Source organism: Helicobacter mustelae (genome assembly GCF_900476215.1).
Classification (GTDB): Bacteria; Campylobacterota; Campylobacteria; order Campylobacterales; family Helicobacteraceae; genus Helicobacter_H; species Helicobacter_H mustelae.
Genome location: NZ_LS483446.1, coordinates 1,508,513 through 1,522,240, shown reverse-complemented (window position 1 = coordinate 1,522,240; position 13,728 = coordinate 1,508,513). Strand labels below are relative to the sequence as shown.

Below are 13,728 nucleotides of genomic sequence, written 5' to 3'. Positions count from 1 at the left end.
AAAACCATGACCATCCAAACATTCTCCCTTCAATCCCTTGCTCAATTACAAGACTTTTATGCCAAGCGCATCGCAGACAATCCTTTGGGATTCATCCAGCGATTGGATCTCCTGCCTAGCATTTGTGATTTTGTCCATGAGCTGCGCAAAAATGGCGGGGAATTTTGGGAGGTGAGTGATGATGGGAAGCTGATAGGGATCTGCGGGCTTGCTCACATTGACAAAATGCAAGCACAGCTTTGCAAATTCCACATAGCCGCCCCCTATCAAGGCCTAGGACTTGGCAAAAGGCTCTATGGGGTTGTGGAGCAATACGCACTTTCCAAGGGCTATGCAAAGATCTCTCTTCATGTGAGCAAAACTCAAATCAAGGCATGCAAACTCTATGAAAAACTAGGCTTTTTGCGCTTGAGAGAGGAGGATTGCATCGTGAGCTTGGGTCAGGAGACTTTAGTATTTCCCACGATTTTCATGGAAAAAATCTTGTCTTGATTGCGTGGGATTTGTGCGCGTGGGAGGCGGGATTTTGTTTTGTGACCTTTCTATGGTTTTAGGGGGTCTGTGTTTTGCTGCAAGCAGGAGGAGGTTTGAGATTTTGCATGAGGGGTTTTTGAATGTTTGGATTTTTGGAGCTCCTCAAAAGAGCTCCGCGGGTTTAGAATACAGGGATGACTTCGCCCTTGTATTGTTTCAAGATAAAATCTCTTGTATCTTTGCTATGCAGTGCCTTGAGGAGTGCCTGGATCTTTGGACTGTTGACATTCTTCTTTTGTGTGGCGATCACATTGGCGTAGGGAGACTTCTCTCCTTCCTGTGCGATAGGATCTTTGAGACCTTTTTGCAGGGCATAATTCCCATTGATCACAATCGCTCTAGCTTTTTTGTCATGGAGATTGTCTGCTAGCAGCGCGGCTTCTAGGGGCACGATCTTTAGATTTTTGGGATTTTCTATGATGTCTTGCTCTGTGGTATTGAGATTGCTGGGATCTTTGAGTTTAATCACATTGAGGCTATCTAGCAAGATTAATGCACGTGCCAGATTGCTGGGATCATTGGGGATGAGGATGGCATCATTTTCTTTGAGCTCATCGAGATTTTTAATCTGTGCAGAATAAATAGAAAGCGGCTCAATATGCACCTTTCCAGCACTCTGCAGATCGCTTTTGCGTGATTTGTTAAATGCTTCAAGAAAGGGAACATGTTGGAAAAAATTCGCATCCAGCGATCCATCTAGCAGCGCTTCATTTGGGGTGACATAATCTGTGTAGGAGCGAATCTGCAAGTCATATCCGAGCTTTTTTAGCTCTGGTTTGACATGCTCTAAAATCTGTGCATGCGGCACAGGAGAGGCACCGATGATGATGACATGCTCTTTATCAGAGTTCTTGCAACCTAGCAAAAAAGCAATGCTAAAAACAGTAAAAAGAATTTTGTAAAAAGATTTCATAATAGACTCCTTTGGTAAGATTTAATAAACTAAAACAGCGCCTTTGTAGTATGACTGGATGTGATCTCTAGTCTCCTTGCTGTGCAGGGCTTCAAGCAGCGCTTTAATCTTGGGATCATTTTGATTGTCCCTCCTTGTTGCGACCACATTGGGATAGGGATTGTCTCTGGATTCCTGAGCGAGCGGATCTTGTAATTTTGCTTGCAGGGAAAAATTCCCTGGCACGATGCTGATGACTACATCTTTGAGTGATTGGGCTAGCATAGGGGCCTCTAGGGGAACGAGCTTTAGCTTTTTGGGATTTTCTATGATGTCTTGCTCTGTGGCATTGAGATTGTTAGGATCTATGAGTTTGATGATATGGAGGCTATCTAGCAAGATTAATGCACGTGCCAGATTGCTGGGATCATTGGGGATGCTCACCACATCATTTTGCCCTAGCTCATCAAGGTTATGGATTTTGTTGCTATAGATGCCCAGTGGGACGAGCAAGATTGGTCCAGAGGCGACGAGATCATATTTTCTATCAGCGATTTGTTTTTGCAAAAATGGCAGGTGCTGGAAGAGATTGGCATCAATGGATTTGTCATTGAGTGCGGTGTTGGGAGTGATGTAGTCATTAAATACCACGACCTCTAATGAGATCCCCTTCCTTGCAAGCTGGGGTTTGATGAATTCCAAAACCTCTGCATGCGGCACAGGCGTAGCTCCGACTCTTAGGATGTTTTTTGGTGCTTGGTTGTTGTTGCAGGCTGCAAAGGTAAGCGCTACTAGCAACAAAAAGAACTTAAATACTTTCATTTTTTTCTCCTCATCTGTATTTTCTGAGTCGCTTGGTGATAAAATCTCCAATGCTCTGTATGATTTGCACCATCGCAATGATCACAAGTACGGTATAGAGCATGACATCAGGTTGATTGGACTGGTAGCCGATGCGGATGGCTAGATCTCCCAGGCCTCCTGCGCCAACTGCTCCCGCCATTGCAGAATAGCCAATAATAGAAATTACTGCAATAACAAAAACATGAATCAAAGAAGGAAGCGTTTCTAGTAAAATCATCTTGACAATGGTAAATTTATTCGCCCCCATGCTGATGGCTGCCTCAATTAAGCCTTTGTTAATCTCTCCTAATGCTCCCTCAAACATCCTGGCAATAAATGGGATGGCTGCTGTAGAAAGAGAGATGATTGCAGCACCCACTCCGATGCTCGTGCCGATGAGAAGGCGTGATAGCGGCAATAGCAACACAATGAGAATGATGAAGGGAAAGGAGCGCACAACATTGACGATCGTCCCTAAGACCTTGTTGGTTTTTGGCATGGGCAAAAGGGAGTCCCTTTGCGTGATAAACAAAAAAATCCCCAGCGGTAATCCAAAAATGACTGCAAAAAATGAAGAAAAAAACACCATGATGAGAGTATCAAGCGTGCTTTGCAATAATGTTCCTAGCATTTCTCCTCCTTATAAAAAGTTTTGATTTCGATGTTATGAGATTGGATATAGGCAATGGCATCTTTTGAATTTGCCCCCTCTATCCCCACGATCATCCTGCCAAATGCCTCATCATTGAGGTAGTCAAAATCCGCAAAATGGATGTTGATGCAAACTTGATGCTTTGTGATAGTGTCTGAAATGATGGGTATATCCTTTTGTCTGCCCACGAAGATCAATTCGTAGAGATTGCTGGATTCTGGGATGTGTTTGTAGAGATCCGCATCGCTCTTGTGTGGCATAGAAGCAATGAGTTCGTGAGTGATGGCGTGGGTGGGATGGGTGAGGACCCTGCCTATGTCTCCTTGCTCGATGATGTCTCCCCTATCAATTACGCAGACCTTGTTGCAGATGCTGCGGACCACTTCGATTTGGTGGGTGATTAAAATAATGGTAATTTTTAGTTTATTGTGGATGTCTTTGAGCAATTGCAAAATGGACTGGGTGGTCTTGGTGTCTAGCGCGCTAGTGGCTTCATCGCATAGCAAAATCTTTGGATGATTGGCAAGGGCTCTTGCAATAGCCACACGCTGCTTTTGTCCACCGCTGAGTTGACTGGGGTAGAAGTCCTTTTTATCAGAGAGTCCCACGAGCTCTAGGAGTTCTAGCACGCGCGCATGGATGTCCTTGTCCTGCCACTTGGCGATCTTGAGTGCAAATGCCACATTATGATAGACATTCATGGAGGAGAGTAGATTAAAATGCTGGAAAATCATTCCGATTTTCTGGCGCTCTTTTTGCAAGGCCTTGGCATTGAGGCCAAGGATGTTCACCCCATCAATTAGCACCTCGCCACTTGTGGGCTCCTCTAATCGATTGATGAGGCGGATTAGTGTGGATTTTCCCGCTCCAGAATAGCCAATAATCCCAAAAATATCGCCTTTGTGAATCTCAAGATTAAGGTTTTTGATCGCACAAAAACCATTGGGATAGATTTTTTGAATATTTCTTAGTCTTATCAATTTGCTCTCCTCATTGTGAATGCAAGAGGGCTAGGCTGGTTTGTGTTTGCCACCAGCAAGCCCATAAATTATAGGGATTCTATTAAAATAAAGTAAACACAATATGTGTTTTTATATTTTTTGCATCTGAGTGATTTTTTTGTCTAGAAAGTTTTTGGCTTTGGCGGCTTGGGTTGGATGGATTAGCAGAGATTTTGAGTGCAAGTAGTAAAAACTCAAATCAGCAAAAAATCTCCATGACGAGGAAAATTTCAATAACAAGGCGATAAAAAACAAAAAACAGAAGTGACAAGAAAAACCAAAGGCAAAAACTCAAGGCTAAGGGCAATCAAGTAGCAAAGACAAGCAAAGACGCTGAAAGTGATCTGGGAATGCTATCTAGGGCTCATGAGCAACGCTAGTAATGTTCATGCTCAAAAACAAAGAACAAGATGGGACTAAGAGGCAATAAAAACCAAAGGCAGCGCCGGGGCGGCAAAAATTCAAAAATTCAAAAATTCAAAAATTCAAAAATTCAAAAATTCAAAAAGGCGCCCAAAAGGCGCAAAATCACAAAATCAAATCCCCCCTAAATCATCCCTTCATTCCCACTTGGATCATTTTTCTTCGCAGGTAGGCGATTTTACTCTGCAGTGGTAGATCTTTGGGGCAAGTATCATGGCAGGCGATGAGACTCATGCAGCCAAATACCCCATCATCATTGCCCACGAGTTCATAGAAGTCTTCATCACTTCTCTTATCATGAGGATCGATCATGAAGCGTACGATTCGATTCATCCCCGCAGCACCCACGAAATCCTCGCGCATGAGCTTGGTTGCACAGCTTGCGATGCAGCAACCACACTCAATACAGCGATCTAGCTCAAACACCTCTTGTGCGACATCTGGGTCGATTTTTTCTTCGACCTTGCTGATGTCGATGGTGGTATTGCTGTGAATCCAGCTCTCTACTTTTTTTGTCATTCCTGCAAACCACTCCCCTGTATTCACGCTCAAATCTTTAATGAGCTTAAAGGCAGGGAGTGGCATGAGGGTGATCACGCCATCGGGAAAATCTTGGGTAAGGGTTTTGCATGCTAGGCGTGGACGTCCATTGATCATCATCCCACAGCTTCCGCAAATCCCCGCACGACACACAAAATCAAAACTCAAATCAGGATCAAATTTCTCTCGAATCATGCCAAGGGCAATGAAAATGGTCATGGAATGCGCTTCTTGGAGCTGGTATTCTTTGAAATGTGGCTTGGAAACCGCGCTTTGTGGATCAAACTTCAAAACTCTAATGGTGATGATTCTTCCTTCTGTTTGTGGGCTGCTCATGATTTGTCTCCTAGTCTTTTATTTTTTACTTTGTATTCTGGGTGCAGTTCAAAGGGCATCAATGCTTCTTGCAGGGTGTAGCGATCGCCGCCTTTTTCTTCATTTTCTTTGGTGATTGCAGCAATCTCTGCATCGCGCTTTTCTTTGTCAGGATGGGGGATGAAATTGCCCTTGGCACCATATCCCCTCCAATCAGGAGTGATCTCCATGCTCATGACATCTAGGTCTTCATATTCGATGGTGGGTGTTGTTTGCTCTGGATTACTCCAAGAGGCCAGTGTTCTTTTGAGCCAGTTGGCATCATCTCTTTTGGGGAAGTCGATTCGAGTATGTGCGCCTCTGGATTCTGTGCGCTCTAGCGCTCCTTTGGCCACACAGAGTGCAAGTTTTAGCATTTTGGGGACACGATAAGTATCCTCTAGCTCTGGATTGCTGTGGAGTTTTTTGTTTTTTACATGGATGTGCTTGCTTTTTTTGTAGAGTTCCTCGAGTTCTTCCACTGCCTCTGCCAATTCCTTGCCATTTCTAAATACGCCAACTTTATCATCCATGATTTCTTTCATTTTGTTTTTGATGGCATAGACATCTTGGTCACCATTGTTGTTGATGAGGGATTGGAGATAGTTTTCTTGCTTTGTGATGAAATTTTGAATCGTCTGTGTGGAGACATTGAGCTCTGCGCTTTCGCAATGCTGTGCAAAATATCCCCCGATGATCATCCCAGCCACCGCTGCCTCGCTCACAGAGTTTCCTCCCAAGCGATTGAATCCATGTAGATCCCAGCAGCTTGCCTCGCCCGCACAAAAGAGTCCCTTGAGGTGAGTCTCTCCTTTGTGATTGGTGCGCACGCCTCCCATAGAATAGTGCTGCATTGGGCGGATGGGAACCCATTTCTCTGCAGGATCTAGCCCTGCAAAAGTTTTGGCGATGTCTTGGACATCCCGCAGATTTTTTTCGATATGCGCACGCCCAAGGATGGCAATATCTAGCCATACGTGCTTACCATAGGGAGAGTCCACACCCTTGCCGCTTTTGATATGCTCTAAGATTCTTCGGCTTACTACATCGCGGCTGGCAAGCTCTTTTTTTTCGGGTTCATAATCAGGCATGAAGCGATAGCCATCTTTGTCTCTGAGCACACCGCCATCACCTCGACAGCCCTCTGTCATCAAAATACCACTTGGCACAAGACAGGTAGGGTGAAACTGCACCGCTTCCATATTCCCAAGCTTGGCAATCCCAGTCTCTAGTGCCACGGCAATCCCAATTCCCTCGCAAATCACGGCATTTGTGGTGTTGGCATAGATTCTGCCATAGCCTCCTGTAGCAAGTAGTGTGCCCTTAGAAACATAGGCAGAAATCTCCCCGCTAATAAGATTGCGCACCACTGCACCATAGCAGTGATTATTTTCATGAATCAGCGCAAGCACTTCTTTGCGATCCTGGATGTCTACTCCATGCTTATAGGCTTCATTGGCCACTGCATAGAGCATCGTATGCCCTGTTGCATCAGCAGTAAAGCAGGTCCTCCATTTTTTTGTCCCACCAAAATCCCTGCTTTGGATATAGCCCTCGCGTTCCTTTTCCTCTGTGATGGTCACATGCTCTCCATTGATGACAGCATCCCTATCCCCAGCTTTGATTCTTGTCCAAGGCACTCCAAAGCTTGCAAGCTCGCGAATGGCCTTTGGCGCAGTGGTGACAAACATACGCGCGACCTTTTGATCACAACCCCAATCACTCCCCTTGACTGTGTCCATGAAATGCAGATCTTCATTATCTCCTTGGCTCATTTTTCCATTGCCAAGACTTGCTTGCATGCCACCCTGTGCAGCAGCAGAGTGACTTCTGCGAACAGGCACTAGGCTCAATACAACGGTGTTTAACCCCTTTCTTCTTGCAGCTATAGAGGCTCTAAGCCCTGCGAGTCCACCCCCAACAATTAGTGCATCACAATATGCAATCTTCATTTACTCTCCTTTCCATACATTTGATCATCAACCATTTTGTAATACTCAATCGACTTTTTTTCTTGATGTAATCCGATTTTGACATACGCAGCAAAGCTCAAAAGCCCAAGCACGATAAAAAACACGCTCATTACCCATTTGATGGCGCGTAGGTTTTTTAATCCAAGTTTTTCAAACCAACCCCATTTAATGCAAAGACGATAAAGCCCAATGGATCCATGGAGTTCTACAGCAAAGAGCAATACGATATAAAGAATCCAAAAATGTTGATGCACAAAGCGATAGGCAGAAGTATTGGGGCCGATGGTATCTGGCTGGGTGAGAACGACAAAGAGATGCACACTCGCGAGGAAAAATAACGCAAAGCCAGTGCCTGCTTGCACAAACCACAGACTCGTGTCGCTGTGCTTCATGAGATGCTTATGTGTCCTTAGTATTTTGAATTGACGGTAATTGATGGGAAATTTTCGTAATGCTAAGAATGCGTGAGTTACAAATGCAATAATTACGATTACTGCTACAATGCTTACAAGCATGGGCTGATTCTCTGAAAAAAACATACTACCTTCAAAGAATTTGGTAACCTTATACATCGCTTCTTGTCCCAAAAGAATGCTTGAAACAAAAAACATATGCGCGATCATGAAAATGCCCAAAAACAATCCCGTCGCGCTTTGCAAATAATCCAGTTTAGCGGGCAAGCGACTGTGCTTCCTTTCTTGAGTTATGCCAAGATAACCCTCTATGATTTTATTGTCTTGCATAGTGCAGTCTCCTTGTGATTTGATTTTACGGTCTGTATTATAGACATGTTTTCAAAAAAAGATGATAAAACCTTGAAAATTCCGCTAAAATCCTTGGGTTTTGTTCCCTAATCTACAATGAAAACCCCCCCCTAGGCCCACGCTAGATTTCGCTACCGGCTCTGCGCCAGATTCCTGTGCGAAATACCAGATAAAAGATGATGGCACGGATATAGGTCTCTGTGAAAATGATGGCAAAAATCCACAAAATATCCCCTCCCAGCCACACTACCAGACTCATGGGTAAAATCCTACCCACCCAAATGCTGATGGTGTTGATAGCTAGCGTGATTTTTGTGATCCCTGCTCCACGCAGCGCTCCATCAAAGACAAAGCAGCAGATCATGGGGATTTGTGAAAGTCCCACAGCAAAGAGATAATACACAGCATTTTGTAGCACCACTTCATTAGCAGAGAAGATTTTGGAAAAATCTCTAGAGAAATACACCAAGAGGATCCCAGAAATCCCCATAACGATGCTAGAAAATCCCAGGATCGTGCGGATATAAAGGCCTGCGAGTTTTGCTTTGTTGGCCCCCAAATTCTGCCCCATTAGCACCATGGCTGCGATCATGAATCCAAATCCCGGCATGAAGGAAAAGGCTTCAATTCGCGCCCCAATCTGTGAGCCCGCTAACACCAAGTCTCCATAATTTGCGATGAGCTTGCCTGTGAGGATGATGGAAAAAATGGTCAAAAATCGCTCAATCCCTGAGGGGATGCCAATGCGCAGGGCTTTGAAAAAATATTTTTTTTGGAGTGTTAGGCAGTCTAGAAAATGGGTGCGAAAATAAAGCACGATGAAAAAAATTAAAATCTCAAAATATGCAATGATGAGGTTTGCAATGCCCGCTCCCAGCATCCCTCTACCCTCAATGCCCAGACCCTCCATCCCAAAGATGCAGATGTAGTTGAGAAAAAAACCCAATATTGTGTTGAAAAGACGGATGAAAAGCGGGAGGTAAGTGTTGCCAATGCCAGCGAGTGAAGAGATGATGATGTTTTTTAGCATGATGGAGGGCAGGGCGTAAATGATGATATTGGTGTAGTCTAGCGCCATCTTGCTCACTTCCTGCCCCATCCCCATCCAATCCAAAAAGATCCCTGCCCCAATCCTGCCCACATAAATCATGGGCATGGCGATGAGCAGTCCACCTGTGCATACACTCAAAAATACTGCACGGATTTTGTCATATTCCTTGGCTCCAAAGTAGCGTGAGATCTGTGCATTGGTGCCCACATAAAAGATGGCATGAATGGCAAAAAATAAAATGAGATAATTCAGAGAAATCCCCACTGCCAACACCTCCAAGTCTCCAAAATCGCTGATGAAATAGAGGACAATGGCGATGTTGAAAATATCCAGAAAAGAATTGATGCCAGAGGGCAGGGCTAGGGCAATGATTTTTTTGAGGCGATGTTTTAGCGCAGGATTGAGGTGCAGGGGCTTTTCTCCTAGCATTTCTGTGCTACAAATGTTAGGATTTTTGCATCTTGGCCATTCTTATGCGGGATGGTTTTTTGGACATTGTGCAAGATTCTAAATCCCTCAAAATTCGCCTCCATTTCTCCTTGTTTTAGGATTTTGTGGGGCGAGATGCTATTTTGCAATGTCTCATCTTCTATGAATGTCTCTAGCAGCATCATGCCTCCTTTTTGGAGTGCTAGGGGGATTTGGGCCAAGATCGCGCGGTCTAAAAAATAAAAATTCAAGATTACAGAATAATAATTCTGCTTCAATGCATAGGAGTCTAGATCCAGGCAATGGGTGCGGATATTTTGATGATGCAGGCCTTGTAGTGCGGTTTGGGAGATGTCAATTCCTTCGCAAAAAAATCCATTTTCTGCTAAAAGATGCAGGTTTCTGCCATTCCCACAGGCAATGTCTAAAACCCTTCCCTTGGGCAGCTTTGGCAAAAATTCTACAAGGATGGAGCTTGGCTGTGTGGGCATTTTAGAGCTTTTGTAGCGCTCTTCCCAACGGATTTTATCTGCTAGCATTTTGCCCTCAAAATTGATGGGGAATTATTTCATAATTGCGGCATTTTTTCAAGAAATACCACCCTGCCAAAGATTCCCCATCGCTTTAAATCCACAATTTTATGTACTCAGATTTATTCCTAGCCAAAGCCCTCCTACAGCCCCATCCCAGCCCAAAAACCCCGCAAAATCCTCCCCTTTGATTTGAGTGAAGTTTTAAAAATCAAATCACAAAACCCCACTTTGTAGATACAATAAAACCTGACCCAAAGAAAAGGATCCAACATGCAAATTACACTGCGACATTTTACGCCCCTAGAGGTGTGCTCATTGGCTATTAGGACCTGCTGGCAGAGTTTTGATAAAGGCGATAATGGAGGGGAGAAGGATTTGGCTTTGATTGATAGGGTGGGCAATAAAAATAAGCATTCTAGTACGCTGGAGCATCTCTATTATAATTTCTACATCCAGGGCATTAGCCGCGCTTGCCTGCAAGAGCTTGCGCGCCATAGAATGAGCAGCTTTAGCGTGAAGTCTACGCGCTATACACTAAAGGAGCTCAAAGAAGAGCAGAGTTTTTTGCCTATGAGTGAGCAAAATCTAGAGCGCGCTAGTGAATTTATCGTGCTAACAAATCATGCTCTAGTGGATCATGCAAGCCTGCAGGCATTGGAGAATCTGCGACTCATTTTGCGTGATGGCATAAGTAATGATATTGCCAAATTTGCCATGCCAGAATGCTATAAAACAGAGCTTGCATGGAGTGTGAATGCAAGAAGCTTGCAGAATTTTTTGGAGTTGCGTAGCAGCAAGTCCGCATTATGGGAGATAAGAAATCTCGCTCATGCCATCTTTGCAGCATTGCCCAAAGAGCATCAATTCATTTTTGCTGAAAGGATTGCGCAATGATGCAAAAAATCATCCTGGTGGATACCTTTGGCTTTTTGTTTCGCTCTTTTTTTGCTCTTCCTCCCCTCAGGGACAAAGAAGGCTTTCCCACTGGGCTTTTGCAGGGATTTGGGGCCCTCTTGCTCAAATTCCAAAAAGAAATAGGCTTGCAAAATGTGATCTTTGCGCTGGAGGGAGGCAAGAATTTCCGCAAGACCCTCTACCCCAAATACAAATCCACCAGGCAGGAGATCCCCCAAGATCTAGCATTGCAATTGCCCATTGTCATGGAGTGGATCAAGCGTATGAAGCTTACTTCTGTAAGCATTGAGGGATATGAGGCAGATGATGTGATTGCCACACTTAGTAATTTGGCTGTGAAAAAGGGCTATGAAGTGGAGATTTACAGCCATGATAAAGATCTCTACCAGCTTATCAATGAGGGGATTTGTCTCTTTGATCCCATCAAAAAAATCCCCATCAAAGCAGAGCAATGCTTGGAGAAATATGGCGTCCATCCCCAGCAATTCATTGATTTTCAAAGCTTGGTTGGCGATAGTGTGGACAATGTCCCTGGCATCCCATCCATAGGACCCAAAACTGCCCAAAAGCTCATCCATCACTTTGGCAGTTTGGAGGAAATCTATGCTAGGACAGAGGAGTTAGAGGGTGTTGTGTCAAAAAAAATTGCCAGCAAGATCCTAGAGCACAAAGAGGAGGCCTATTTGAGTCGCAAGCTAGTGAGCCTGCGAAAGGATGTATTAGAGGATTTTTCTTTTGGTTCTTCTTTGGAGGGGGGGTCAAATCCCATGCTTGCCATTGCTAGTGATTTAGAAGAATACCAGCTCTACAAAATCCTTCAAAGACTCAAAAAACTCCCCACCACCCAAGGAACACCCAAAAAGATTCGCGCCAAGGGCATTGGCGGGGTGGATTATTCCCCTCAAAAAAAGAGTGAATTTCACTGCATCCCCCATCTCATCACAGAGGAAAGAGAATTATTTGCCCTGCTTGATTCCATCCCATCAGATGCTCTGATTGCCTATGATTGTGAGACCAATGGCCTGGATGCCCTGCAGGCTAGGCTTGTGGGATTTAGCTTTTGTTTTGATGGGATCCATGGCTATTATGTGCCCATTTCTCATGATTATCTTGGTGTAGGTAAGCAGGTAGATACCAAAGATGCAAAACGCGCAATTGAAAAAATTTTCTCCCATCCCATTGTGGGGCATAATCTCAAATTTGATCTCATGATAGCAAAGGCAAATTTTAACCTCACACCAAAAAGGGAAATCCAAGATAGCATGCTGCTAGCTTATTTGCTAGATAGTGCGAGTATGATGGGATTAGATATCTTGATGGAGAAATTTTTTGGCAAAAAGATGATTGCTTATGATGAGGTGGTCAAAAAGGGAAAGACATTTGGCGATGTGGATTTGGAGCGGGCTAGTGAATATGCTAGCGAAGATGCCGTGGCTTGCTTTTGTTTGCAAGAGAGACTCAAAGAAGAGTTGCAAGCAAAGCGCTGTGCGCATCTATTAGAGCTTGCCAAAGATTTGGAGTATCCCTTCATCGAGGTTTTGGCTGATATGGAATACCAGGGCATCAAGATTGATGTAGAGTGGTTTGAAGCACTAAAAGAAAGCTTAAGTGAGGCACTTTCCCAAAAAGAAGAAGAGATTTTTGCTCACGCCAAGCAAAATTTTAATATCAATTCCCCAAAGCAGCTCTCTAGAGTCTTGTTTGATGACCTCAAACTCCGCGGGCTTAGGCGGGTTAAGGGAGGTTATAGCACAGATGAAAAAACCCTAGAAGAGCTCAAAGACAGTCACCCCATCATCCCTATTTTGATGGAGTATCGCGAGATTTTCAAGCTAAAAAACACCTATGCAGAGCCCATCTTAAAGCTTCGCACCAAAGAAAACAAAATTCACACTTCCTTTTCTCAGACTGGCACCACCACAGGGCGACTTTCTTCTCGCTCACCCAATCTCCAAAATATCCCCGTGCGCACGGAGGCGGGCAAGCAGATTCGCAGGGGATTTATCGCAGATGCTGGTAAAAAACTCATAAGCGTGGATTATTCTCAGATTGAGCTGCGGCTTTTGGCTCATTTTTCTCAAGACCAAGAGTTGCTTGATGCCTTCAGGAAGGATCTAGACATCCATTTGCGCACCGCACAGATGGTTTTTGGAGAGGATGCAAAAAACAAGCGCCATATTGCTAAAACCATCAATTTTGGTCTCATTTATGGCATGGGCACGCGCAAACTCTCTCAGACGCTAAAAATCTCAAATACAGAGGCCAAGGAATACATCGATCGCTATTTTGCATCCTTTCCCACGGTCAGGCAATTTTTGCGCACAGAGGAGGAGCAGATTTTGCGCAGGGGCTATGCACAGACGCTGCTAGGCCATCGGCGTTATTTCAATTTCAAGGGTGTTGGGGATTTTATGCGGAGCAATTTTTTGCGCGAGGGGATTAATGCGATCTTCCAGGGTAGTGCAGCAGATTTGATGAAGCTCTCCATGAATAAGATTTATCAGACCTTTCAAAACAGTGGCGTAAAGATGCTCCTGCAGGTGCATGATGAACTCATTTTCCAGAGCCCAGAGGAGGAGGCAGAGGATGCAGCCAGAGAAATAGAAAACATCATGAATGGCGTCTATGAGCTCCGAGTGCCTCTGCGCTGCAATGTGGCCATCGGCCAAAACTGGGCAGATCTCAAATAATTTCTTAATAGATGAAAAATCCTAGACTAGAGTAGAGTTATTAGCCCATCTCCTCTTAGCTTAGGAGGAAACTGGGGCGGGATCCTATTAAAGAAGTCCCTCTGGTATTTGCAGGTAAGCGATGATTTTGTTGT

At 44.4% G+C, this 13,728-nt stretch carries 12 protein-coding genes; 3 read left to right on the top strand and 9 right to left on the bottom strand.

Annotated elements, in window-relative coordinates; genetic code table 11:
- Positions 1-6 precede the first annotated feature (6 nt).
- On the top strand, positions 7-492 hold the full coding sequence (locus DQN48_RS07320) for a GNAT family N-acetyltransferase (protein WP_041913414.1): 486 nt from the start codon (positions 7-9) through the stop codon (positions 490-492).
- Between the two features lie 163 nt (positions 493-655).
- Here the strand turns inward: DQN48_RS07320 and DQN48_RS07315 are convergent, their stop codons facing one another.
- The 9 genes from DQN48_RS07315 to DQN48_RS07275 all read right to left on the bottom strand — a co-directional run bounded on the left by DQN48_RS07315 (position 656) and on the right by DQN48_RS07275 (position 9,995).
- Positions 656-1,447 (bottom strand): MetQ/NlpA family ABC transporter substrate-binding protein, encoded by a 792-nt coding sequence (locus DQN48_RS07315; RefSeq protein ID WP_013023713.1) that lies wholly within the window; start codon positions 1,445-1,447, stop codon positions 656-658.
- Between the two features lie 21 nt (positions 1,448-1,468).
- Positions 1,469-2,248, bottom strand: a complete 780-nt coding sequence (locus DQN48_RS07310; RefSeq protein WP_013023712.1) for a MetQ/NlpA family ABC transporter substrate-binding protein — start codon at positions 2,246-2,248, stop codon at positions 1,469-1,471.
- A gap of 10 nt (positions 2,249-2,258) precedes the next feature.
- Complete coding sequence (locus DQN48_RS07305) at positions 2,259-2,900, bottom strand: methionine ABC transporter permease (RefSeq protein WP_013023711.1); 642 nt, start codon at positions 2,898-2,900, stop codon at positions 2,259-2,261.
- A complete protein-coding gene (locus DQN48_RS07300) occupies positions 2,894-3,901 on the bottom strand; it encodes a methionine ABC transporter ATP-binding protein (protein WP_013023710.1) in 1,008 nt (335 codons plus the stop codon). Before DQN48_RS07300 ends, DQN48_RS07305 begins: the two co-directional genes overlap by 7 nt.
- A 573-nt stretch (positions 3,902-4,474) precedes the next feature.
- A complete protein-coding gene (locus DQN48_RS07295) occupies positions 4,475-5,221 on the bottom strand; it encodes a fumarate reductase iron-sulfur subunit (protein WP_013023709.1) in 747 nt (248 codons plus the stop codon).
- Positions 5,218-7,191 carry a fumarate reductase flavoprotein subunit gene (locus DQN48_RS07290; protein ID WP_013023708.1) on the bottom strand — a complete coding sequence of 658 codons (1,974 nt, stop codon included), beginning with the start codon at positions 7,189-7,191 and terminating at the stop codon, positions 5,218-5,220. The genes DQN48_RS07295 and DQN48_RS07290 overlap by 4 nt, the downstream gene beginning before the upstream one ends.
- Positions 7,188-7,955, bottom strand: coding sequence for a fumarate reductase cytochrome b subunit (locus DQN48_RS07285; protein WP_013023707.1), 768 nt, complete (start codon positions 7,953-7,955; stop codon positions 7,188-7,190). The genes DQN48_RS07290 and DQN48_RS07285 overlap by 4 nt, the downstream gene beginning before the upstream one ends.
- A gap of 142 nt (positions 7,956-8,097) precedes the next feature.
- On the bottom strand, positions 8,098-9,456 hold the full coding sequence (locus tag DQN48_RS07280; RefSeq protein ID WP_013023706.1) for an MATE family efflux transporter: 1,359 nt from the start codon (positions 9,454-9,456) through the stop codon (positions 8,098-8,100).
- The gene (locus tag DQN48_RS07275; protein WP_013023705.1) at positions 9,450-9,995 is read right to left on the bottom strand and encodes a class I SAM-dependent methyltransferase; all 546 of its coding nucleotides are present in this window, start codon (positions 9,993-9,995) and stop codon (positions 9,450-9,452) included. Before DQN48_RS07275 ends, DQN48_RS07280 begins: the two co-directional genes overlap by 7 nt.
- A gap of 264 nt (positions 9,996-10,259) precedes the next feature.
- Between DQN48_RS07275 and thyX the strand changes: the two genes are divergently transcribed.
- Both thyX and polA read left to right on the top strand, forming a co-directional pair.
- On the top strand, positions 10,260-10,883 hold the full coding sequence (thyX, locus tag DQN48_RS07270; protein ID WP_013023704.1) for an FAD-dependent thymidylate synthase: 624 nt from the start codon (positions 10,260-10,262) through the stop codon (positions 10,881-10,883).
- Positions 10,880-13,594, top strand: a complete 2,715-nt coding sequence (gene polA / locus DQN48_RS07265; protein ID WP_013023703.1) for a DNA polymerase I — start codon at positions 10,880-10,882, stop codon at positions 13,592-13,594. Before thyX ends, polA begins: the two co-directional genes overlap by 4 nt.
- Positions 13,595-13,728: the final 134 nt, after the last annotated feature.